20 protein-coding genes are annotated in these 21,929 nt (G+C 63.1%); 9 read left to right on the forward strand and 11 right to left on the reverse strand.

The features are described 5' to 3' along the window. Nucleotides 1-33: 33 nt before the first annotated feature. Nucleotides 34-354: a hypothetical protein gene (locus AC3YOG_RS05125; protein WP_173088346.1), complete on the forward strand. Its 321-nt coding sequence runs from the start codon at nt 34-36 to the stop codon at nt 352-354. A 227-nt stretch (nt 355-581) separates the two neighbouring features. On the opposite strand, the gene AC3YOG_RS05130 is transcribed toward AC3YOG_RS05125, so the two are convergent. From AC3YOG_RS05130 to AC3YOG_RS05150, 5 genes are all read right to left on the reverse strand, one after another. Next, nucleotides 582-1,748 (reverse strand): mandelate racemase/muconate lactonizing enzyme family protein, encoded by a 1,167-nt coding sequence (locus AC3YOG_RS05130; RefSeq protein WP_489934315.1) that lies wholly within the window; start codon nt 1,746-1,748, stop codon nt 582-584. 79 nt (nt 1,749-1,827) lie between these two features. Next, nucleotides 1,828-3,027 carry a mandelate racemase/muconate lactonizing enzyme family protein gene (locus AC3YOG_RS05135; protein WP_172121614.1) on the reverse strand — a complete coding sequence of 400 codons (1,200 nt, stop codon included), beginning with the start codon at nt 3,025-3,027 and terminating at the stop codon, nt 1,828-1,830. Nucleotides 3,028-3,269: 242 nt separating this feature from the next. Next, nucleotides 3,270-4,628: a mandelate racemase/muconate lactonizing enzyme family protein gene (locus AC3YOG_RS05140; RefSeq protein WP_489934316.1), complete on the reverse strand. Its 1,359-nt coding sequence runs from the start codon at nt 4,626-4,628 to the stop codon at nt 3,270-3,272. A gap of 53 nt (nt 4,629-4,681) precedes the next feature. After that, on the reverse strand, nt 4,682-5,851 hold the full coding sequence (locus tag AC3YOG_RS05145; RefSeq protein WP_489889600.1) for a mandelate racemase/muconate lactonizing enzyme family protein: 1,170 nt from the start codon (nt 5,849-5,851) through the stop codon (nt 4,682-4,684). Between the two features lie 42 nt (nt 5,852-5,893). Then, the gene (locus AC3YOG_RS05150; protein ID WP_489889601.1) at nt 5,894-6,595 is read right to left on the reverse strand and encodes a GntR family transcriptional regulator; all 702 of its coding nucleotides are present in this window, start codon (nt 6,593-6,595) and stop codon (nt 5,894-5,896) included. 235 nt (nt 6,596-6,830) lie between these two features. On the opposite strand from AC3YOG_RS05150, the gene AC3YOG_RS05155 reads away from it, so the two are divergent. The 6 genes from AC3YOG_RS05155 to AC3YOG_RS05180 all read left to right on the forward strand — a co-directional run bounded on the left by AC3YOG_RS05155 (nt 6,831) and on the right by AC3YOG_RS05180 (nt 13,317). After that, nucleotides 6,831-8,315 (forward strand): ABC transporter substrate-binding protein, encoded by a 1,485-nt coding sequence (locus AC3YOG_RS05155; RefSeq protein ID WP_489934317.1) that lies wholly within the window; start codon nt 6,831-6,833, stop codon nt 8,313-8,315. Nucleotides 8,316-8,395: 80 nt separating this feature from the next. Then, nucleotides 8,396-9,355 (forward strand): carbohydrate ABC transporter permease, encoded by a 960-nt coding sequence (locus AC3YOG_RS05160; RefSeq protein ID WP_489934318.1) that lies wholly within the window; start codon nt 8,396-8,398, stop codon nt 9,353-9,355. Nucleotides 9,356-9,465: 110 nt separating this feature from the next. Then, nucleotides 9,466-10,260, forward strand: coding sequence for a carbohydrate ABC transporter permease (locus AC3YOG_RS05165; RefSeq protein ID WP_210258578.1), 795 nt, complete (start codon nt 9,466-9,468; stop codon nt 10,258-10,260). Nucleotides 10,261-10,271: 11 nt separating this feature from the next. Continuing rightward, a complete protein-coding gene (locus AC3YOG_RS05170) occupies nt 10,272-11,369 on the forward strand; it encodes an ABC transporter ATP-binding protein (RefSeq protein ID WP_489934319.1) in 1,098 nt (365 codons plus the stop codon). A gap of 18 nt (nt 11,370-11,387) precedes the next feature. Then, nucleotides 11,388-12,548, forward strand: coding sequence for a mandelate racemase/muconate lactonizing enzyme family protein (locus tag AC3YOG_RS05175; protein WP_489934320.1), 1,161 nt, complete (start codon nt 11,388-11,390; stop codon nt 12,546-12,548). A gap of 28 nt (nt 12,549-12,576) precedes the next feature. Beyond that, nucleotides 12,577-13,317, forward strand: a complete 741-nt coding sequence (locus AC3YOG_RS05180; RefSeq protein ID WP_489934321.1) for a ribonuclease activity regulator RraA — start codon at nt 12,577-12,579, stop codon at nt 13,315-13,317. A gap of 60 nt (nt 13,318-13,377) precedes the next feature. Here the strand turns inward: AC3YOG_RS05180 and AC3YOG_RS05185 are convergent, their stop codons facing one another. Further along, nucleotides 13,378-14,256 (reverse strand): aldo/keto reductase family oxidoreductase, encoded by an 879-nt coding sequence (locus AC3YOG_RS05185; RefSeq protein ID WP_489934322.1) that lies wholly within the window; start codon nt 14,254-14,256, stop codon nt 13,378-13,380. Between the two features lie 91 nt (nt 14,257-14,347). Between AC3YOG_RS05185 and AC3YOG_RS05190 the strand changes: the two genes are divergently transcribed. After that, entirely contained in the window at nt 14,348-15,250 is a 903-nt protein-coding gene (locus AC3YOG_RS05190; RefSeq protein WP_489934323.1) for a LysR family transcriptional regulator, read from the forward strand. A gap of 73 nt (nt 15,251-15,323) precedes the next feature. Continuing rightward, complete coding sequence (gst, locus tag AC3YOG_RS05195) at nt 15,324-16,025, forward strand: glutathione transferase, Atu5508 family (RefSeq protein ID WP_489934324.1); 702 nt, start codon at nt 15,324-15,326, stop codon at nt 16,023-16,025. 39 nt (nt 16,026-16,064) lie between these two features. Here gst and AC3YOG_RS05200 read toward each other — a convergent pair whose 3' ends face one another. The 5 genes from AC3YOG_RS05200 to AC3YOG_RS05220 all read right to left on the reverse strand — a co-directional run bounded on the left by AC3YOG_RS05200 (nt 16,065) and on the right by AC3YOG_RS05220 (nt 21,910). Further along, nucleotides 16,065-16,997 carry a manganese catalase family protein gene (locus AC3YOG_RS05200; RefSeq protein ID WP_127754859.1) on the reverse strand — a complete coding sequence of 311 codons (933 nt, stop codon included), beginning with the start codon at nt 16,995-16,997 and terminating at the stop codon, nt 16,065-16,067. A gap of 159 nt (nt 16,998-17,156) precedes the next feature. Next, complete coding sequence (locus AC3YOG_RS05205) at nt 17,157-18,689, reverse strand: TolC family protein (RefSeq protein ID WP_489889608.1); 1,533 nt, start codon at nt 18,687-18,689, stop codon at nt 17,157-17,159. Continuing rightward, nucleotides 18,689-20,650 (reverse strand): FUSC family protein, encoded by a 1,962-nt coding sequence (locus AC3YOG_RS05210; RefSeq protein ID WP_489934325.1) that lies wholly within the window; start codon nt 20,648-20,650, stop codon nt 18,689-18,691. The genes AC3YOG_RS05205 and AC3YOG_RS05210 overlap by 1 nt, the downstream gene beginning before the upstream one ends. A gap of 19 nt (nt 20,651-20,669) precedes the next feature. After that, nucleotides 20,670-21,716: a multidrug transporter subunit MdtN gene (gene mdtN / locus AC3YOG_RS05215; RefSeq protein WP_489934326.1), complete on the reverse strand. Its 1,047-nt coding sequence runs from the start codon at nt 21,714-21,716 to the stop codon at nt 20,670-20,672. Further along, nucleotides 21,716-21,910 (reverse strand): YtcA family lipoprotein, encoded by a 195-nt coding sequence (locus tag AC3YOG_RS05220; RefSeq protein ID WP_349236651.1) that lies wholly within the window; start codon nt 21,908-21,910, stop codon nt 21,716-21,718. Before AC3YOG_RS05220 ends, mdtN begins: the two co-directional genes overlap by 1 nt. Nucleotides 21,911-21,929 lie beyond the last annotated feature (19 nt).

A 21,929-nucleotide genomic window follows, 5' to 3' on the forward strand; every position in this document is an offset into this window, starting at 1 on the left:
CCAGCAAGCGTCTGTTATGACAGGAGACCTAGAGTGCACGACCTTTATACCTGGCTTGAAGAACAAAGCGGGGGCATCCGGACCTATACCGAGTTCCACCAGAAAGTGCGCGAACTGGCCCGTCGGGATAGCGACAATGCCGCCATTCTCGCCCTGCTCGGCCGGGTGGCTGCACGCTTTGTCGCCCGGTTCGAAGGCGAGCCCTTTTCGGTGGATGATGCGAGCGCGGCGCTGGTCGAATTCAAGGCGCTGCTGAACCAGGCGATGACGGCGATGGACAGCTCCACCGCTGAAAAATTCGCCTTTGCCAACAAGGTCGCGACCTTCGACCTGCTGGAAGCCCAGGCGGCGTAAGTCCCGCTGGGGGATAGTGACGCGGCCGGCGCTTGGGGCGCCGGCTCCGGTGCGGCCGACGCTATGGGGTGGCGCAGCGCGACCGCCGCGATGCGGCGGCGCGGGAGTGCGCGACTGGCGCCAGAAGCGCCAGCGCGGGCGCGATCGGCACTAGCGTGCCGACGCTGGGGGCGACCGGCGCTTGCGCGCCGGCGCCGGGGAGACCACCGCTATGCGGTGGCGCCGGACTACTGCATCGGCTCAAACCAGGTCGTGCCGGGATATTGGTGGGCGCGGGCAACTTCCTCGTTGAGCTCGAGCCCGATGCCCGGCCGGTCGCTGAGCGCAATCCTGCCGTTCTTGATGATCTCGCCGCCATCGCTGATGGTGGACCAGTAATCGCGGTGGAACCAATGGAACTCGAGAACGAGGAAGTTGGGCACCGTGGCGCAAACCTGGGCCGAGGCCATGGTGCCGATGGGCGAGGACACATTGTGGGGCGCAAACGGAATTGAATAGAGATCGGCCAGCTCGGCGATCTTGCGGCATTCCGACAGGCCCCCGCATTTGGGGATATCGGGCATGATGATATCCACCGCCTGCTGCTCGAGCAGCTTGCGGAAGCCATGGCGCAGATAAAGGTTTTCGCCGGCGCAGATCGGGGTCGTGGTGCTGCGGGTGATCTCGGCCATCACATCGATGTTCTCGGGCGGAATGGGCTCTTCGAGCCACATCAGCTGCAGATGTTCGAGATCGCGGGCGAGGCGGATGGCGCTGTGCTTGTCGAGGCGGGTATGGAGGTCGCAGGCGACTTCCACCTCCTTGCCGGCAGCTTTGACCACCATTTCGGCCAGCTGCACCATGCGGTCATGCTCCCATTTGTTGGGAGTCATGTTGAAGCCGTCCTTCTCGTACCAGTCGGTTTCCGTGCCGGTATGGCCATAGGCGCGGATATCGAGATCGACCTTGAGGGCGGTAAAGCCGGCCGCGAGCACCTGATCGACCTCGGCCTGCACCTGGTCCATGTTCATGCCGGGCGAGACTTCGCAATCGCAGTAGACGCGAATGTGGTCGCGGAACTTGCCGCCCATGAGCTCATAGATCGGCACGCCCAGGGCCTTGCCCTTGAGATCCCACAGGGCGATCTCGACGCCGGTGAGCGCCGTGACCAGGGCGCCGGCAAAGCCGCCTTCAAAAACGAGGCTGCGGCGGATTTCCTCAAAGATGGCGTCGATGGCGAAGGGGTCGCGACCGACGAGCTTGCCCGCTAGTTCGCGCTGGATGATGGCAATGGCCTGGTGGCCGCCATGGACGCATTCGCCGAGGCCGGTGATGCCGGCATCGGTTTCGATGCGCACCCATAGATGCATGCAATGGCCTGATGTGGCCGCTGTGGTGACCGAAGTGATTTTCACGTGGTTCTCCTCCGCGCGAGTGGCTGCCCCTTATGGTGCAGCCCGATTGTTGTGTGAAAGCTGCTCCCTCGCCCTCTCCTCAGGGGGCGAAAAAGTCCAGATCATCTTCCAGCAGATAGGGCCGGGCGCCTTCGGGATCGATGTCGAGCCCCAAGCCTGGCGCTTCAAGCAGATCGACCATTGAATTGGTGACGATCTGGTCGGGCAGGCCGATGACGATGTCTTCCCACCACGGATCGGAAGCGCTGGGATATTCGAAGGCGATGTAGTTGGCGGGGAGCGTGGCGCAGACATTGATGAGAGCACCAAGGCCCAAAAGGCCATTAGCGGTGCCATGTGGGGCCATCATGATGGAATGCATATAGGCGTGCTCGGCCACCCATTTGAGTTCGGCAATGCCCCCGATATCGGCGGGATCGGGGCCGATGACGCGCACGGCCTGGGTTTCGATCAGCTCCTTGAAATTGTGCCGGAGATAGATTTGCTCGCCGGTATGGATGGGGGTGGAGGTCGAGGTGGTGAGCTCGCGATAGGCCTGGGGATTTACCCAGGGCACGTAGTCGCCGGTCAGCATGTCCTCGAGCCACATCAGATTGTATTTCTCGACCGCCTGGGCAAAGCGGATGGCGTCGGGCAGGAACCAGCCGGGGCCGCAATCGAGCGCGAGGGAGACCTTGTCGCCCAGCACTTCCTTCATGGCGATGACGCAATCGAGCATGTGGTTGAAGGCGTGCTCGCTGATTTGGCCCTGGTCCATGGCGCCGTGAAAGAGGCGCGGCTGGGTAACGCCGTAATGGAAATCGGGAACATTGGTCTTCATGTTGGAATGAAAACTGATGCCCTGTTTGACCATGAAGAAGTTCTGCGGCTGCTCCATCATCCATTTGACGTCGGCGGCATAATCCTCCGGGCGATCGCCGGTGCGTTTTTGCCGGATGGAGCCGTTATAGACACGAACCTGGTCGCGCACCTTGCCGCCAAGGAGCTTGTAGACGGGCACATTGGCGGCTTTGCCCGCAATGTCCCAAAGGGCATGCTCGATGGCCGAAACGGCGGCGCCATAGGGCTTGAACGAGCCGCGCTGGCGGATTTTCAGCATGCAGCGCTCGACATCGGTGGGGTCTTCCCCGATCAGCGCATCGCGGAAATGGAGCACCCAGGGTTTGAGATAAGCCTTGGTGTATTCCACTTCCCCCAGGCCATACAGGCCTTCATCGGTGACGACGCGCACAATGGGGTGCCGGCCAATAACGGCGCAGCGCAGATCGGTGATTTTCATGGTGTTCCCTGAACCTGTTCTCGGCTTGGCAAGCTCTCAGTCGACACCCTCCCCCTTGCGGGGGAGGGATCAAGGGTGGGGGGCGTTCGCCCCGATATCGTGGCCCCTCCCAGCCTCCCCCATCGAGGGGGAGGTGCCGTTCAGTGGGTGGGCGCTATTTTCGCCTGGAATGGACGCTCGCCATTTTCGCTGCGCGAAAAGGCGGGGAAAGGCTGGGCGATTTTCCCCGGCGGGGAAAACGCCTAGCTCCACGTCCGGTCCCAGGAATAGTCGTCGTCCCACTGGTCGGTGGGCAGCCAGATGCCTTTGACGCCGTCCTGCAGGTGCTCGGCGATGACCTCGTCGACGATGTCGTCGATCCCCAGGCCCGGCTTGTCGGGCACGGTGATGAAGCCGTTCTGCACCAGGGGCTTGGGCAGGCCGGTGACGATGTCGTCCCACCAGTCGACCTCGACCGAATGGTATTCAAGCGCCATGAAGTTTTCCGTGGCGATGGCGACATGGGCGGCGGCCATGCAGGCGATGGGGCTTTCGGCCATGTGGATGGCCATGGCGATGCCCTGTTCCTGGGCGGCGTCGCCGATCTTCTTGGTTTCAAGAATGCCGCCGGAGGTCAGGAGATCGGGATGGATCACCGAAATGCCCGAACCCAGCAGCGGCTCGAAACCCTCGCGCAGATAGATGTCCTCGCCGGTGCAGATCGGCACGGTCGTGGCCTGCTGCAGTTCGCGATACTGCTCGGCATATTGCCAGGGGATCACGTCCTCGAGCCAGGCGGGGGCGTATTTCTCGATGCGGCGGGCGAGCCGGATGCCGCTTTGCAGCGAGATATGGCCGACATGGTCGATGGCGAGCGGGATCTCGTAGCCGATCACCTCGCGCACTTCGTGGATATATTGCTCGAGCTGGTCGAGCCCGCGCTCGGTGAAGTTGAGCCCGGTAAAGGGGTGGCGCACATTGTGGGTGTCGTAGACCGCGTTGCGGGCGCGCCGGTCTTCGAGCGTCTTGCCGTGGCCGCGGGGCGGATGGATGCGATAGCCCTCAAGCGAGCCCGCGGGCGCCACAACGGAGCCGGGGGTATCGACGACCTGCATCAGCCCGAGGTCCATCTTGAGGAAGGTGAAGCCCAGCGCCATCCGTTCCTTCAACCGCTTGCCGGTTTCGGTGCCGCTGGCGACGCTGGCATCGGTGTCGCAATACATGCGCACCTTGTCGCGGAACTTGCCGCCCAGCATCTGGTAGATCGGCACGCCATAGGCCTTGCCGGCAATGTCCCATAGAGCAATCTCAATAGCCGAAACGCCGCCGCCCTGCCGGCCATGGCCGCCGAACTGCTTGATGCGGCGGAAGAGGCGATCCACATCGAGCGGGTTTTCGCCGAGCAGCCGGCTCTTGAGCATCAGCGCATAGGTGGCGCTGGCGCCGTCGCGCACTTCCCCAAAGCCGACAATGCCCTGATTGGTGTAGATCTTGAGGAGCGCGCTGATGAACGGCGCCCCCACGATTTCGGCAACGCGGATATCGGTGATGCGCAGATCGCTCGGGCTTGAGCTGGTGCGCACATTACCTTGGATCAACTCATTGGTGTTGATCTCGTTCATGGGTCAATTCCTCCCTTTCCCATTGGGGCGCCTCCACGCGCCCGTTCCCGCCTTCAGGCGAGGTCCACCAGGTTTTCCTCCAGATAAGCCCGGTTCATTTCGATGCCGAGCCCGGGGGCCCGGTTGAGTTTGAGCGAGCCGTTCGAGTTGTCGAGCGGCTTGTCGATCAGGTGGTCGTACTTGCTCAGATTCCATTCCGAGGTTTCGAGCCGGTAGAAATTGGGCACGGTCATCATCACCTGCGCGCCCGCCACCACATTGATGGGCCCGGCCGCATCATGGGGCGAAACGGGGATGTAATAGGCTTCGCAGAGCGCCGATATCTTCTTGAGCTCGGTGATGCCGCCGGTCCAGGTGACGTCGGGCATGATGTAGTCGGCGAGCTGGTTTTGCAGGATGGGCACGAAATCCCATTTGGTGTGGCCGCGCTCGCCCCAGGAGATGGGGCAATTGACCTTCTCGCGCACCTGCTGGAGGGCGTTGAAGCTTTCGGGCGGAACGGGCTCTTCGAACCAGTCGATATCGCCCGCTTCCTCCAGCGTACGGCAAAGGCGAATGGCGGTGGGCACGTCAAAGCGGCCGTGGGCATCGATGAGGATTTCGATGTCGGGCCCGGCGGTCTGGCGGATGAGTTCGGTCAGTTCAGCGGCTTCCCGCTCATCCTTGCGCGTCATCGTGCCATCGAGATAGCCCTCGAACTGTTCGCGGGCGATGCCGTTGGCCAGCACCGGTCCCTGCTGTGGGAAGGGGTCGAATTTGAGCGCGGTGTGACCGGAGGCGACGATGTCGCGGATTTCCTGGGCGACGGCTTCCGGGCTGGTGAACTTGCGCTGGTCGGGGTGGGTGTACAGGAGAATGTCCTCGCGCACCGGCCCGCCCAGCAATTCATAGATGGGCTGGCCCAGCACCTTGCCACGGATATCCCAGAGGGCGATGTCGATGGCGCTGGTGCATTCCACCGCGGCGCCGCGGCTGCCCATATAGGTGAAATTGCGGAAGATCTTGTGCCAGATGCGTTCGATATGGGCGGGGTTGTCGCCTTCGATGATCTTGCTGATCTGGGTCAGCATGACGCAAAGCGCCCGGTTGGCGACATAGGTGGTGGTGGTGATCTCCCCCCAACCCGACACGCCCTCGTCGGTGGTCACCTCCACAAAGAGGAACTCGCCCCAATAGGATGCGGCTGACTTGATCAGCCAAGGTTTGACGCCAGTTATCTTCATTGCCTTCCTCCCCAAGGCGCCGATTGCTGTGCAGATGCGGCGCTAACTCGCCCGTGCCGTTTCGGCGGCACGCATATGTTCCAGAATATGGCGGCCCGAGCCCTCGACATGCTGGGCCACGAGCGCCGCCGACCCATCGGCATCGCCCGCCTTGATCAGTGCGATCAGCTCGCGATGCTCGCGCATGACCTGCGCGCGGCGCGCCAGGGTGAAATCAAAGCGCCGGCTGACGGCGCGCAGCACTTCGCGGTGCTTCCACCAGAGCTCGGCGGCATGGCGGTTGTAGTGGCGCTCATACATGATGGTGTGAAAGCGGGTATCGAGCTCGCTGTGGCGCAGGGTATCGGCGAAATTGTTGGCCTCGATCTCGTCCTGCACCGCTTCGAGTTGCGCGATATCCTGGCTCGTCGCCATGCCCACGAACCAGCGGGTGAGTGCGGGCTCGATCAAGACGCCGATCTCGTAGATGTCGCGCACGAAATCCTGGTCGATCGGGCGCACCCGGGCGCCGCGATTGGGAGAAATGATGACAAAGCCCTCGCCACGCAGCATCTGCAGGGCTTCGCGGATGGGGTTGGCGGAGGTGTTATGGCGCTGCGCCAGTTCGGCCACCACCAGGCGTTCGTTGGCCACAAGGCGTCCCGAAATGATGTCGTCCCGGATCTGCTGGTAAACCGAATCACCGGCTGGAGTCGCGCCGCTGGGCTCCATGCCTGCGGGCGGCTGCGCCTTGTAGTCGTTCATTGATAGTCCCGTCACTTCCATGGGTTGGTGTCGTTGCGGCAGGGCCAAGCCTAGCCAAGACGGGCCGGGATCGTACAACAAATCTTGCGGATAATGTGCAATTTTAGCCCGTTGACACATAATTTATTGTCTGCAAACCTGCCTGAGGTGGCGCGAGACAGAAGAGGCACAAGCCCGCTGTCCGATCGCCAAGGGAGCCCGCTGCGCCGAGCCCAGCGGATGACAGGAGGACGAGATGAGGAAGCCCAGTTTGGGCCGTGCCCTTGTGCATGGCGCAGCAATAACTGCGCTCGCTGTGTCGACGATGATGAGCACTTCCGTGCTCGCGCAAAGTGTCGATATCAGCCAGTGGTCGCCGGAATATGTGCGCTCGATCGCGGGCACCGAGGAGTTCGACACGGCCGAGCAGTGCGGGGCCGTCACCCCGCTCGATTACCAAGGTAAGCTGACCTTCTGGTACCAGGGCGTGTTCGAGGGTGATCCCGATCTGCTGCGCCAGTACTACAAGGACTTCTTTGTCGCCTTCCGGGAAACCTATCCCAATATCGAGCTGCAGGAACAAGCGCTGACCTATAACGACCTGCTCGACAAGTTCCGCACGGCCCTTCTGGGTAATGCCGGCCCGATGATGGTGCGCTTGCAGATCCTGGGTGGGGTGGAATTTGCCTCCAAGGGGTATCTGCAGGAGCTCAGCCCCGAGGATGTGGGCTGGAAGAGCGAGGATTTCTGGCCGGGCGCCCTGAAGTCGGTGATGTGGGAAGGCAAGACTTACGGCATTCCCACCAATAACGAGACGATGGGCTTTATCTGGAACGCCGACATCTTCGAGCGGGCGGGCCTTGATCCGGAAAAGCCACCGGCAACCTGGGATGAGGTGGTCGCCTATTCCAAGCAGATCCACGACACGCTGGGCATTGCCGGCTATGGGCTCGTGGCGCGCAAGAATGCGGGCAATACCCCCTATCGCTTCATGCCCCAGCTCTGGGCTTATGGCGGGGGCGTGTTCGACGAAGCCGATCCCAATCCCACCTACCAAGAGGTTCGCCTCGACAGCCCGGAAAGCAAGGCGGCGCTACAGGCATCCTATGACATGTATGTGCGCGACAAATCGGTGCCAGTTTCGGCGCTGACCAACCAGCAGGCGGACAACCAGCCGTTGTTCCTGGCCGGCCAGGTGGCGATGATGGTGTCGCACCCGTCCGACTATGACGTGATGCTGGACCTGCAGGCCAAGGCCACGGGCGCCGACAAGGAAAAGGCACAGACTGTCATCGACAATATGCGCTATGGCCTTATTCCCACCGGTCCCGATGGGCGGCGCGCCGTGGTGTTCGGCGGCTCCAATATCCACATTCTCAAGCCTGAATATGTGGACGGTGGCGTCGTGGACGAGGCAGCCGCCAAGGCGATGACCTGCTTTTGGACCAGCCCCGAATGGTCGCTCAAAATGGCCTATGCCGGCTCCAATCCGGGCAATCTGAATGGCTTCAAGACCAGCTGGATGAAGGAGCGGCTTGAAAACATCGAGTTCCTCGATGTCACCACCGCCATGCTGCCCTATGGCGTGCCGTTTCCGGCGCTGCCAGTGACGCCCGAAATCATGAACATCATCATTCCCGACATGCTGCAAAACGCATTGACCGGGGCGATGACGGTCGATGAAGCGGCCGATGATGCGGCGCAAAAGGTGCGCGACCTGACGGGCGGCGGCGGGCTCTAGGCCCAGCCGGCACAGAAGACGCGACCGGCGGCAGCCCTGCGCCGCTGCCGGTTAGTTTTTCTCTCACCACGAGAGCCACAATGACCACCCAGATCGGGTTTGCCGGCGCTGCTACCCCAGCGCGCATTGTTCGCCCCAGTGTGTTGCAGCAGATATGGGCCAGCCGGGCCGACTATCTTTATGTGCTGCCCGCGATCATCGTGATGCTGATCGTCATCGCTTATCCCATCTATTACACGATCGACCTGTCGTTCTTTGAAACGCCCCCCGGCCTGCAGCTGCGCGACAAGAACTTTGTGGGGGTCGAGAACTACGCCACGATCCTCTCAAGCAATGTGTTCTGGCGCGTCACCCTCAACACCGTGATCTGGACCTTTGCCTCGACCCTGATTGCCTTTGTGCTGGGCTATGCCGCGGCGCTGGCGCTGCACCGCGATTTTGCCGGCCGGGCCGTGCTGCGCGCGATCCTCATCATTCCCTGGGTGATCAGCGCGGTGGCGGCGTCCTATATCTGGAAGTGGATGTACCATTCCGATTTCGGCATCCTGGGCGCGGTGATGGTGCAAATGGGGCTGGTGGACCAGCAGCCCAACTTCATCGACAATGTCCACACCGTCTTGCCCTCGCTGATCGTGGTCAATATCTGGCGCGAGTTCCCCTTTGCCATGATCATGATAATGGCCGGACTGCAGACCGTGCCCGAGCAATTGCTGCGCGCCGCCAAGGTCGATGGCGCCTCGACCTGGCAGCGGTTCTGGCACGTGACCTTCCCCTATCTGAGCGGGGTATCGACGGTCACCATCCTGCTGCTGGCAGTGGCGAACTTTAATTCCTTCATTATCCCCTGGATCATGACCGGCGGCGGGCCATCCAACGCCTCCCATATCTGGATCACCCACATCTATGAGCTGGCCTTCGGGCGGCAGCGCTGGGGCGTGGCTTCGGCTTATTCGGTGCTGCTGTTCATCATCCTGATGGCGCTGGGCTACTTCTATGTCCGCGCGCTCAGCGGCAACGAGAAAAAGGAGCACGGCGCGTGACCAGCATCACCCAAACCGCTGCCTCATCCGGCCGCACCGCAATTACCGCCCGGCGTGGGCGCAAGAAGATCGATGGCTGGCGCTGGGCAGGGCGCATCTTTCTCGGCTTCATGCTGGTTTACACCGCATTGCCCATGATCTGGATGCTGCTGACCTCGATTAAATCGGGCTTTGCCGCCATGCAGTTCCCCCCGCAATGGTGGCCGAGCGAGCCGACGCTGGCGAGCTACCAGAAGCTGCTCGATCCGCAAAACAGCGTGGGGCAGGATTTCCTGCGCTTTTTCTGGAATAGCCTCTTTGTTTCGGTCTGCACCACGATCATGGCGGTGGTGGTGGCGGTGCCGGCCGCCTATGCCTTCTCGCGCTTCAGCTTTCCCGGGCGAAAATTCCTGTTTTTCGCGGTGCTGCTGCGCAACATGTTCCCAGCGGTGATTTTCCTCGTGCCCCTCTTCATCCTGATGCGGGTGCTGGGGCTGGTGAACACCCATGGCTCGCTGATCCTGACTTACCTGACCTTCGGGCTGCCGCTGGCGATCTGGCTGCTCAAGGGATTTTACGACAACATCCCCGTCCAACTCGAGCAGGCGGCGCGGATCGATGGGGCCACGCGCTTCCAGGCGTTCCTCCTCATCGTCATGCCTCTTTCGGCGCCGGGGATCATCGCCACCGCGATCTATTCCTTTATCGGGGCGTGGAACGAATACATCTATGCCGCGACCTTCCTTACCCGGAATGACCAACTGACCCTGCCCGTCGGCATCCAGCGGTTCTTTTCGGAAAACACCACCGATTTCCCGGGCCTGATGGCGGCAAGCTTCATGATGAGCGTGCCGGTGGTGGTGCTGTTCCTCGTGCTCCAGAAATATTTCGTGCGTGCGCTCACCGAAGGCGCGGTCAAACACTAGAAAGTTGCCCCATGGCTCAGGTGGTTCTCAAGGATCTCGTCAAGACCTATGGCTCGGTTTACGCGGCCAAGGACGTGTCCCTGACAGTTAATGATGGCGAGTTCGTCGCCCTGGTCGGCCCGTCCGGTTGCGGCAAGACGACGACGCTCAATCTCGTGGCGGGGCTGATCCCGATCACCTCGGGGGATATCGTGATCGGAGACCGGGTGGTCAACGATCTCGACCCCAAGGACCGGGACATCGCCATGGTGTTCCAGAACTATGCGCTTTATCCGCAAAAAAGCGTGTTCCAGAACCTCGCCTTCCCCCTGCAGATGAGGAAGCTCCCCAAGGCCGAGATCGAGGCCAAGGTCAATGCGGCGGCCAAGGTGCTCGACATCACCCATCTCCTCGAGCGCAAGCCGCGCGAACTGTCGGGCGGGCAGCAGCAGCGCGTGGCGCTGGGGCGGGCGCTGGTGCGCGACCCGGCGGTGTTTCTGATGGACGAGCCGCTGTCCAATCTCGATGCCAAGCTGCGCGTGCAGATGCGCTCGGAAATCAAGCGCTTCCACCAGGATCTGGGGGCGACCATCATTTATGTGACCCATGACCAGCTCGAGGCCGTGACCATGGCCGACAAGATGGCTGTCATGAACGGGGGACTGCTGCAGCAATATGATACGCCGGCGCAGGTCTTTGCCCATCCGGTCAATATGTTCGTCGCGAGCTTTATCGGCAGCCCGGCGATGAGTCTGGTGCCGCTGGAAGCCAGCAGTGCCAATGGGCAAACGGTGCTGACCAGCGCCGAGGGCTGGCACATGCCGCTTTCGGAGGCCAATGCGCGCAAGGTTGCGGGCGCCAGTTCGCGCAAAGTGGTGCTGGGGGCGCGGCACTCGACCATCCGGCTGCACAAATCGGCGGTGGACGGGGCGGTGCCGGCGCGGGTGTATACGGTGGAGCCCACCGGGGACATCACCTTTGTGCAGGCGTTCGTCGCGAGCTCGATCGTCAATATCAGCCTGCCACCCACGGTGCAGGTCGCGCCCGACGAGCAGGTCTGGCTCGAATTCGACCAGGAGCGCATGCATCTGTTCGATGGGCAAACCGAAATGGCGCTGCGCTCGGCATAATCCGGATTACCCCTGCTCATGCCGTTCCAGCTCAAGATCACTGCCATTACGCCCTTTGCCGTGCGCGTGGGTATCCGCAACCAGTTCCTGCTCAAGATCGAAACCGATGGCGGGATCTTTGGCTGGGGTGAAAGTGGCCTTACCGGGCGCGAAAAGGCCGTGGCCGGGGCGGTCGAGCATTACCGCGAGTTCCTCGTCGGGCAGGACGCGATGCAGATCGGCCGGATCTGGCAGGAAATGTATCGCAGCCAGTATTTCGAGGGCGGGCGGGTGCTGCAGGCCGCGATTTCGGCCATCGACATTGCGCTCCATGACATCAAGGGCAAGGCGCTGGGCGTGCCGGTCTATCAGTTGCTGGGGGGCAAGCAGCGCGACGTGATCCCCACTTTCGCCTCCACCGGCGACAGTGCCGGGGAGGGGGCGATCGAGCGGGCCGTTGAGCTGATGGAAATGGGGTTCGACGCGATCCGCTTCTTCCCCATCGGGCAAGACAGCCGCGACATTTTCGAGCCCCGCCAATCCATTGCCAGCACGGCGCGCCTGCTTAACCGGGCCCGCGAGGCCTTGGGCGACGCCGTGGTGCTGGGGATCGATTATCACCACCGCCTGTCGGTCGCGGAAGCGGCGAGCTTTTGCAACAAGCTTGACAGGGGCGTGCTCGATTTTCTCGAGGAGCCCATCCGTGACGAGACGCCCGAGGCCTACGAATCGCTGCGCGGGATGACCGATATTCCCTTCGCCATTGGCGAGGAGTTTTCCAGCAAGTGGCAATTACTGCCCTATATCGAGCGGGGCATTCACCAGTTTAATCGGCTTGATGTGTGCAATGTCGGCGGGCTGACCGAGGCGATGAAGGTCGCTGGCTGGAGCGAGGCCCATTATGTCGACCTGATGCCGCATAACCCGCTGGGGCCGGTCTGCACAGCCGCGACCGTGCACTTCGCGGCGGCCGTGCCCAATTTTGCCTGGCTCGAGACCCGGGAGCCCGAACGCGGGTTGGGCTTTAACAACGCCGACTTCTTTCCGGTGCAGCCGCAGCTGGAGGGCGCGGTTTACCGGGTCAGCGATGCGCCGGGGCTGGGGGTGGAGGTCAATGAAGACCTCCTGGCGCGGCAGAGTTTTGAGTTCTGGGAAGCGCCGCATCTGCGGCGCCGAGATGGTTCGGTGACCAACTGGTAAGCGGCCGGCCAAAGTGGAGGAAAGACGAATGACGAGTGGCGCCGAGATTCAACGGCCGGCAAAGGAATTGATCGAGGGCTTGCGCGGGCTGGGCGCGGCGACCATTGCCGGCACGCTGGGGCATATGGGGTTCCGCAACCCGCATATGACCGGCATCCTGCCCCAGACCAAGGGCAAGGTGATCTGTGGGCCGGCGCTGACGCTGCAATGCCTGCCGCAGCGACCGGACCTCTTTAGCGAAGGCGAATATGCCGATCCCGAAACGCAGCTGCACCGGCATGTGCTCTATCATGTGCAGGATGGCGATGTGGTGGTGGTGGATGCGCGCGGCGACATGCGCTCGGGCATTTTCGGGGACATGATGTCCACCTATTTCAAGGGCCGCGGGGGCGCGGGCATCATCATCGACGGGGTGATGCGCGACCGACCCAATGTGGAAAAGCTCGACCTCGCACTCTGGCTCAAGGGCTGGTCGCCCAATTACCATGTGCAGACCGATATCTATCCCTATGCGGTCAATGTCACCATTGCCTGTGGCGGGGTGACCGTGGTGCCGGGCGATATCATCGTGGGCGATGACGATGGCGCGGTGGTGGTGCCGGTGTCGATGGCCCAGCAGGTGATCGAGGACGGCCAGAAGCATGCCGAATGGGAGGAATTCTCGCGCATGAAGCTGATGGCCGGGGAATCGCTGCAGCGCTATTACCCGCTCCATCCCGATGCCCAGGAAGAATACGAGGCCTGGCGGCGCGAGAACCCGCTGCGCTAGGGCCCTGCCGGCCGGCCCTGCGTTGGAGGAGCGCATGGCCGGCCAAGGCTGCAAAGCGGGTTACGACGCTGCAGCGGGAGCGGCGATGCTGTTGAGTTCCTCCATATCGTCCGCGGAGAGTTCAAGTTGCGCGGTGGCGAGATTTTCCCGGAGATGGGCCACCGAGGACGTGCCGGGGATCAACAAAATATTGGGTGAGCGGCGGAGCAGCCAGGCGAGGGCCACCTGCATCGGGGTGGCGCCGAGGCGCTCGGCCACGTTCGACAGCGTCGCCGACTGCAGCGGGGAAATGCCGCCTAGCGGAAAGAACGGCACATAAGCGATGCCAGCGGCGGCGAGTTCGTCGATCAGCGCATCATCCTCGCGATGGGCGAGATTGTACTGGTTCTGCACGCAAACAATGTACGCGAGCTTGCACCCTTCGGCAACCTGGGCCGCGGTGACATTGCTCAGCCCGACATGCCGCACGAGGCCACGGCTTTGCAGTTCGAGCAGAGCGGTGAGCGGGGCTTCGATCGAGCCTTCAGTCGGGCCCATGCCGAACATGATGCGCAGATTGACCACGTCGAGCACATCCAGCCCAAGATTGCGCCGGTTGTCGTCCACCGCCTGGGCAAGGGCGGTCGCCGAGAATGCCGGCAGCCAGGAGGCATCGGCGCCGCGCACCGCGCCGATCTTGGTGGTGATGACGAGGTCGGCAGGGTAGGGCGCGAGCGCTTCGCGGATCAGCTGGTTGGTGACATGGGGGCCATAGAAGTCGCTGGTGTCGATGTGGTTGACCCCGGCCGCAATGGCTTCGCGCAGAACAGCCCGGGCAGCGTCGGGATCACGCGGGGGCCCGAATACATGCGGGCCGGCGAGTTGCATGGCGCCAAAGCCGAGGCGCTTCACGGGACGGTCGCCAAGGGGATAGGTGCCGGCAATTTCGATTGTGGACATGATCATTCTCCAGTTGTCGCACCAAGATAGGGCTTGCCGATTGGCCTGATAACGCCCCACAATCCGCACGGGCTGTGCGGAAGGGCGAACAGTGGATTTCGACCTCAATGACCTCAGTGCCTTTGCGGTAGTGGCGCGCGCCGGAGGCTTTCGTGATGCTGCGCGGGAGCTGGGCCGCAGCCCTTCGGGGCTGAGCGACGCGGTGCGGCGCCTCGAAACGCAAATGGGCGTGCGGCTGCTTAATCGCACCACCCGCAGCGTCGGACCCACCGAAGCGGGGCGCGACCTGCTGGCGCGGCTTGCGCCCGCGCTGCAGGAGATTGCGCTGGCGGTAGACGTGGTCAACGTGCATCGCGAGCGCCCGATGGGCACGCTGCGGCTCAATGTGCCGGTCAGCGCCACGCGCACGGTGCTGCCCGCCATCATCCCCCCGTTCCTGGCTGCCTATCCCGAGATCCGGGTCGAGATCGTGGCCGATGAAAGCTTTGTGGACCTTCTGGCAACCGGGTGCGATGCCGGCATCCGCTATGAAGAAAAGCTGGCGCAGGACATGATCGCGGTGCCGATCGGGCCGCGGGTGCAGCGCTTTGGCCTGGGAGCCGCGCCGGCTTATCTCGCGCAACGGGGCACGCCCACCCATCCGCGCGAGTTGCTCGAACATGCCTGTTCCCAGGGCCGATTTCCGAGCGGGGCGCTGTTTGCCTGGGATTTCGAGCGCGATGGGGAGCGGGTCAGCATCGAGCCCAAGGGTCCGCTGATCGTGCAGGCCGGGGCAGCGATGGAGCTGGCGATCGATACCGCGATTGCGGGCATGGGCATCGTCGCGCTGTTCGAGGATTGGTTGCGGCCCCATTTCGAGCGGGGAAAACTGGTGCCGGTGCTGGAGCCATGGTGGTCGAGCTTTAGCGGGCCGTTTTTGTATTATCCCGGCCGTCGGCTGGTGCCAGCGCCGCTGCGCGCTTTTGTGGATTTCATCAAGTCGGGCAAGTTCTAGGGGCGACCGGTCAAACGGGAACGCCGCCGGGCACGGCTTCGTTGGTTCCTTCCCAAGCATGAGGAGAGGGATCGTGGCCGATTATGAGCTCCTATACTGGTCAGTGCCGTTTCGCGGCCAGTTCGTGCGAGCAGTGCTGGCCTTTGCCGGCAAGAGCTGGACAGAAACCGATGATGGCGCGATTGCGGGGCTGATGGGGGGACCGGTCGCCCAGATGCCGGTGCCGTTCATGGGCCCGCCGGTGTTGATCGACAATGGCAACGGCTTTGCCGTGTCGCAGATGCCCGCGATTATTCTTTATCTCGGGGAAACGCTCGGGCTGATGCCGCCGACGGCCGAACTGCGCGCCCTGACCATGAAAGTGGTCAACGACGCCAATGACGTGATCGACGAGCTGACCCTGCAAGGGGGCATGGAGATGTGGAACGAGGTGCGCTGGCACGAGCATGTGCCGCGCTTTGCCAAGTGGATGACGCTGTGGGAGGAACTGGGCAGCCGCCACGGCCTGACCGAGGACGCCGGCTTGCTGCTGGGCGGGGAGGGGCCGGGGATTGCCGATGTGATCACGGCAACGCTCTGGACCACGGTGGCGGACCGGTTCAGCCGGATCGAGGCGTTGCTGGCGGATACGGCGCCGCGGACGTTGGCGCTGTCGCGGCGGGTGGCGGCGGAGCCCAGTCTGGCGGCGCTGGCGGAAAAGACGCGGGCCGATTACGGCGATGCTTATGCCGGCGGGCAGATCGGCCAATCCATGGCCAAGATACTCAATGGCTGAGTGGCGGGGAGCGGGGCGGCCGAAGCCGCCCCGATGGGATCAGCGCGAAGCCTGGTAGAGCTTGGCGGCGATTTCGTAGAATTCCTCGGGGGCATAATCGGGGGTGAAAGCCGATGGGACGCCCTGGAGCTGCTGCATCTTGCCGCCATTGGGCATGCCTTCAACGACCTCAAGCGGGCCGGGAGGATCGCCGGGCAGGGCGACTTCGTCATTGGACCAGATGCCCGAGATGTCCTTGTAGTCGTTCTGGCTCCAGGTGTAGAGGCGGCGATGTGAGCCTTCGTCCAGGTATTTCTGGCATTCCGGGATCTTGGCCAACGGGATATTGGGCGTTGGCAGCATCTTTTCGATCTCGACGCCGGTGAGCTTCTTGAGCGCCAGCGCATAGGAATGAGCGTGCACCGAACCGCGCACCAGCAGATAGCCGCACACTTCCCGGCCCGTGGCGTCGTCAGCGCTCAGGGTTTCGTATACGCGCAGCTTGTGGAGGCGCGCGCCGCATTCGAGATGGAAATTGTGCAAGAGATCAAAGATCAGATTGCCGGTGGTGGTGATGAAATCATTGTTCCAGCTAACGCCATTGGAGTTGACCGGCGTGGCGCCACCGCCATTGGAAAGGAACGCCGCCGCAAGGCGGATATCCTGCATGGCCTCGAAGGGCGACTTGGAAATATCGCCACCAGGGCCGGCATCGCCGCCCGGCTTTTCGGGGCCGTTGTTGAGCATGGCCACGCCATTGCTCACGAGCTCCACATGGGCGAGTTCTTCGGCGGTGATCGAGGCGACAAGGCTATAAAAGGGGCGCAGCTTGTCCTTGCTGCGGAAGTTGAAGCTTTGGAACATGTAGTTCCCGAGGGTGGACATTTCGCCATATTTGCCACCCAGCAGTTCCTGCAGTGCGGCCGCAGCATTGGGATCCTGCTTTTTGGGGGGCGGCAGCTCGGTTATGAGGCGATCGACGCGCATGAACATGCTTGGCACTCCTTGTGTTAGCCAAGCAGAAGCAACGGTGGCCCCGCGGGGACGTTCCGATAAACGGGAAATAGTCTTGCCGGTTGCTTGGGCACAGCATGAGCAATCGTCGTTTATTTTAGCGGCCGCCGCCAGGCGGGGCAGCGAGCAGCGCCGGCATTAAAGACCATGCGCGCTGGTCAAGGTTCCCGTGGCAAAGGCGAGGGCCGCGGCGGCGGAAAACGCATTGCTGCGCGCCTGGGCCTGGGCATATTGCGCCTTGAGCAGCCCCGCCTGGGACACGCTGGTTTCGGGCAGGGTGCCGATGCCGGTGCTGTAATATTCCACCGCGGCGTCGTTGTTGGTGCGGGCGGCGTTGACGAGCTGAGTTGCGGCGGCATAGCCCGAAAGGCTGGTGCGCAGCACGTCATAGGCGACAACGATCTCCTGGGCCGCGGTGCTTTGCAGGCGGTTGAAATCGGCTGCGGAAGCGGCGGCATTGGCTTGCGCCGATTGGAGCTGGCTGTCGCGCAGGCCGCCATCAAAGATGGGCAGGCTGAGCCCCAGCAGCACGGCGGCATTGGGTTGGGCGACGGTGAGCGAGGCATCGGCATCAAAGCGGCTGTCATCCACCGAATAGCTGCCGAGAACGGCGCTGAGATTGCCCGTCAGCGCCACTTTGGGCATGAAATTGGCCTGGGCGGCGAGGATGCCCTGTTCGCTGGCTTTCATCTGGGCAAAGGCTGCCTGGACATCGGGGCGGCGCTGTAGCGACGCGATGATCAGCCGGTCAAGATTGGCGGGCAGCTTGCTCGGCAGCGGCTTGTTGCTGATGTCCTGCACCTTGATGTTGGTGAGGGGCGACACGCCCATGGCCCCCAGCAACATGGATTGTGTGCTCCGCTCCTGGCCGACGGCCTGGGTGAGGTCGAACTCGGCCTGGGCCACCTGCTGCTTGGCCTGAGCGACCTCCATTGTGGTAGCGAGGCCCTGTTTCAGCTTGGCCTCGGCGGCGGCGAGGACAACTTTGACATTGTCGAGGGCTTCGCGATTGATCCGCGTCTGCGCCCGGGCGGCGTTGTATTGGTAATAAGCGTTGCTGACATCGTAGATCAGCTTCTGGTGGGCGAGGGTGAAGCCGAGATTGGCGGCAAAGGACAGCTGTTGCGCGCTGGCCAGCGCTGCGTCGCGCGAGCCGAAGTCGAACAGGAGCCATTCGATGGCGAGCGCGGGCACCACTTGCACGCCTGAGGTGGTGATGGTGCCGTTGGGGATGTCGATGGGGACGTCGAGGATTTCGGTTTGCAGGCCCGGGGCGGTAGTGGAGGTGGCGGCAAAACCGGCTAAAACATCGGCTGACAGCACGGGCAGATAGGTGGCTTCGGCCACCCCGGTCGCGGCGGCCGCTTCGCGCGCCCGCTGCCAGGCGGCGCGGGTGGCGGGGCTGGCGAGCTGGGCGATGTTGATGAGCTGGGGCAGGCTGTAGGTGGTGGAGGAATTGAGCGTGGGCGTCGTCACCACGATGGGCATGCTGGGATCGGGCGCGGCGGCGAAGTTCCGCGTGCCCTTGTCCAGCGCCGGCATGCCCGCAACGCCATTATAGGGCGTGGTGGCGCTGGCGGGCGCGAGATTGAGGGAGGAGGGAGAGCAGCTGGCGAGCCCCACCCCCATCAGCAGAACAGCCAGGACGTGGGGGAGCCGGTGCACAAGCATTAGATTGCCTCGAGCGTTCGAGCAAAACCAAGCAGCAATTTTCGATAGGAGTGGATGGCGCCCTCCAGGTCGGCGCGCCAGCGGGCCCGGCGAGGCGCCTTGCGCTCCAGCCGCTCGAGGCGATGCAGCGACTGGAAGGCTTGATGCAACGACTGGTCGAGCATGGTCCGGGCCTCCGGGGCAGGCTCGAGGATAGCATCGGCGGCAGTCTTTAAAAACCCGCCCACAGACGCTTCCTGCGCCAGCGTTGCTGCTTTGACACTGCGCGGGGCGCCACGCAGGAAGCGCCCGGTCTGGCGCAGCAGTTGCAGCCGCGCGATTTCGGGCACGGCGCGCTGGCTCGCCTCGAGAAGGGTGGCGACATGGGGCAGGACGGGCGAGCTGAGGCGCAGCCATGCTGGCTCGAACACCGAGATCAGGGTGAGGCGGTGGGCTTCGGCAATTTCGGTGGCCGGCTCGGCCGCGCCGGGCGTGGGGCGCCGGAGGGCCGTGGCGAGGCTTTGGAGGGCATGGGAGAGATGGCCGGCGATGACGCTGGCAACGCTGGTGGGCCAGAACGAGAGAAAGACAATGGCCACCACCACATTGCCGATCAGGATGCCCAGAACGCGATTGGTGGCGACCCCGACATCGAGCGAGGGGCCAAAGCCGTGCAGGGTGCAGAGGAAAAAGGCCAGCGCCATCTGCCAGCCGGCATATTGGATCAGGCTCGAGCCATTGGCGACCCAGGCGGCAATGAAGCTGCAGACGCCCACCAGCAGCATGAGCTGGCCGATATCGGTCATGTGCGGCATGAGAAAGAGGATGCTGCCAACGCCCATGGCGGCGCCGATGAGGCAGCCGATGATGCGCAGGGTGGCTTTGTGCAGGGTTTCGCCGGTGGTGCCGAGCGCCACGTAAAAGCAGGTGATCATGGCGGTATGCACTTCGAACCAGTCGCGGGCGGTGTAGATGGCATAGGTGATAAAGACCGCGAGCGTGGTCTTGAGCGCGAAGTGCAGATAGGCGGGGTTGGTGAAGGTGTCGGCCCTTAGCTCGAGGCTGGGTTCGGGGCTGGGCGGCAGGGGCGTGCCCCCGCTCCAGAGATCGGCCAGCCGGTCGGCAGCCTCGGCCAGCGGCTGGGTGGCGGGGGAGGAGGCCTTGGGTTGCCAGCTGCCCCGGTGGGGGGCTCGGGTTTCGATCAGAGTGGCAAGGCGGTCGAGATCGGCGGCGAGCGCGGGATCTAGGGGCGCACCGAGCGTGGCGAGGAGCAGGTTTTCGCTGGCGGGCAGGGTCGCGCCAAGGCGCGCGGCTTCGGCTGGCCTCGCATACCCTAGCAGGGCGGCCAGCTGGATGGGGGAAGCCAGTTTATCGCCTTCCTCGGGTTCTTCGGACAGGAGAGCCAGGGCTACAGCGCCCGCCCCGGCATCGCCGCGCAGCGCCCTGGCGCCGGTGCGCAGGCGCTTGCCAATGGCGTGGCGCACCATGGTGTTGGGATTGGGACCGATCAGAGCATTGACCAGAACCAGGGTCGCCATAGGGAAGAACACCACAACCCACATCCAGCTCAGCCCGCGGACCAGCAGGCCCGGAATGGGTACGAAATCGTTTAGGGTGAGCACAAAAGCGAAGACGAAACCGACCGTGGCAGCAATGGAGCCGGCGGAGGTGGCGACGGAGAAATACATGCCGCCAAAGGTGAAGGCCGCAACGAGCGCGAGGCGCACCATGGGTTCGTCGGCCGCGATGTCGAGCACCAGGACGCCGAGCGCGATGCCGACGCTTGCGGCCATGATGAGGGCCAAGGCAATGACGATGCCGCTGGCAGCATTGTTGCGGCTGGCAAAGAACACGAGATAGCAGGACAAGGCCGCTTCGGGCACCTGTTGGCTCATGGAGAGCACCACGACGATCACGCAGCAGAGCGCGGTGCGCAGGGACGCGCCAAGCCGCCCTTGATGGGGGCGCAGTTCTTCGATCAAGACGTCGCCAAGCCTGGGCCTAGGGCTGACGGGGAGCATCGCGGCGATCCGAAGGTCTGTCCACGACAACAACTGCCGACGCCCCGACGCGCAGCAGTGAGGAGGGCGGCTCATGCATTTCCAGATAAACCGGGAAACGCTTGGCCACCTTTACCCAATTAAGTGAATTGGACAGCACGGGTAGCCCCAGAATGGTGGTTTCATCGGTGGAGCGAACGCCCCAACCGATCGCCGTGACCGTGGCGCGCACACTCAACTCGGCATCGGCCATGATGTAGACATCGGCCTCATCGCCGAGAGAGATATTGGGCAGTTCGGTTTCGCGGAAAAACGCCACCGCTTCCCATTTGGAGGTGTCGATCATGGCAAAGGCGGGCACGCCGGTCAGCACATATTCGCCTGGCGCCATGGTGAGGCCCGAGATGATGCCGTCGATGGGCGCGCGCACGGTGGTGTTGGCGAGGTCCCGTTCCGCCAGGGCCACGGTGGCGGTGGCGGTTTCGACCTGGGCTTGCCGCGTTTCCACCGTGCCGATCACCTCGGTGGCGCCTTGGGATTGCTGAAGTGCCTGCTCGAGGCTCACCAGGGAATCGTTGTAGGCGGTGCGGGCTTCATCGACCTGCTGGGCCGTGACAAAGCCGCGCTTGAGCAGGGGCTCGAGCCGGTCAAGGGTCTGCTTGGCGAGGTCCGAATTGTACTGGGCGCGTTCGATCTGTTTTTGGGTGACATCGGCATTGGCTTGTTCGGCCGAAATGTTGCGCTCGCCCTGGGCGAGTTCGGATTGAGTGGCGCGCAGCTCGGCCTGGGCTTGTTCAAGTCGCAACCGGTAAGGCTCCGGATCGATCTGGAACAGGGTATCGCCTTTGCTGACGGCGGCGTTGTTGCTGACCGGGATCTCGATGATGCGGCCCGGCACATTGGGGGAAATCTGCACGAGGGGCGCATCGATCTCGGCGAAATCCGAGCTTGGATTGGCGGCGCCCTCGCTCCAGGCCAGATAAATCATCCCGGCGGTGAGGATGAAGATGGCATAGCCGACCAATCTGCCGAAGATCTTTGCCAGCATCACAGATATCCCGACCAGAGGAGCCAGCAGCCGATGCCGGCGCTGATCGACAAGCAGAGATAAACCAGGGGCGGGGCGGGCAGGTTTTGATCAATGTGGAGAAGAATGAAGAGGGCGCGCACGACCACCGCAATGATGATGCCGGCTACGGCGCAGATCACCCAGGCGGGAAAATAGGAGCCGAATATGGGCACGGATGGGGCGTGAGGGACG

The sequence above is a fragment of the Devosia sp. Z6_126 genome, from assembly GCF_058133495.1.

What these genes read in the sequence shown, in the direction of transcription:
- AC3YOG_RS05160 (WP_489934318.1), top strand. Translation starts at nt 8,396, where the DNA reads ATGACCACCCAGATCGGGTTTGCCGGCGCTGCTACCCCAGCGCGCATT.
- AC3YOG_RS05145 (WP_489889600.1), bottom strand. Translation starts at nt 5,851, where the DNA reads ATGAAGATAACTGGCGTCAAACCTTGGCTGATCAAGTCAGCCGCATCC.
- AC3YOG_RS05185 (WP_489934322.1), bottom strand. Translation starts at nt 14,256, where the DNA reads ATGTCCACAATCGAAATTGCCGGCACCTATCCCCTTGGCGACCGTCCC.
- AC3YOG_RS05155 (WP_489934317.1), top strand. Translation starts at nt 6,831, where the DNA reads ATGAGGAAGCCCAGTTTGGGCCGTGCCCTTGTGCATGGCGCAGCAATA.
- AC3YOG_RS05165 (WP_210258578.1), top strand. Translation starts at nt 9,466, where the DNA reads ATGCTGGTTTACACCGCATTGCCCATGATCTGGATGCTGCTGACCTCG.
- AC3YOG_RS05205 (WP_489889608.1), bottom strand. Translation starts at nt 18,689, where the DNA reads ATGCTTGTGCACCGGCTCCCCCACGTCCTGGCTGTTCTGCTGATGGGG.
- AC3YOG_RS05180 (WP_489934321.1), top strand. Translation starts at nt 12,577, where the DNA reads ATGACGAGTGGCGCCGAGATTCAACGGCCGGCAAAGGAATTGATCGAG.
- AC3YOG_RS05175 (WP_489934320.1), top strand. Translation starts at nt 11,388, where the DNA reads ATGCCGTTCCAGCTCAAGATCACTGCCATTACGCCCTTTGCCGTGCGC.
- mdtN (WP_489934326.1), bottom strand. Translation starts at nt 21,716, where the DNA reads ATGCTGGCAAAGATCTTCGGCAGATTGGTCGGCTATGCCATCTTCATC.
- AC3YOG_RS05170 (WP_489934319.1), top strand. Translation starts at nt 10,272, where the DNA reads ATGGCTCAGGTGGTTCTCAAGGATCTCGTCAAGACCTATGGCTCGGTT.
- AC3YOG_RS05150 (WP_489889601.1), bottom strand. Translation starts at nt 6,595, where the DNA reads ATGAACGACTACAAGGCGCAGCCGCCCGCAGGCATGGAGCCCAGCGGC.
- AC3YOG_RS05135 (WP_172121614.1), bottom strand. Translation starts at nt 3,027, where the DNA reads ATGAAAATCACCGATCTGCGCTGCGCCGTTATTGGCCGGCACCCCATT.
- AC3YOG_RS05140 (WP_489934316.1), bottom strand. Translation starts at nt 4,628, where the DNA reads ATGAACGAGATCAACACCAATGAGTTGATCCAAGGTAATGTGCGCACC.
- AC3YOG_RS05200 (WP_127754859.1), bottom strand. Translation starts at nt 16,997, where the DNA reads ATGTTCATGCGCGTCGATCGCCTCATAACCGAGCTGCCGCCCCCCAAA.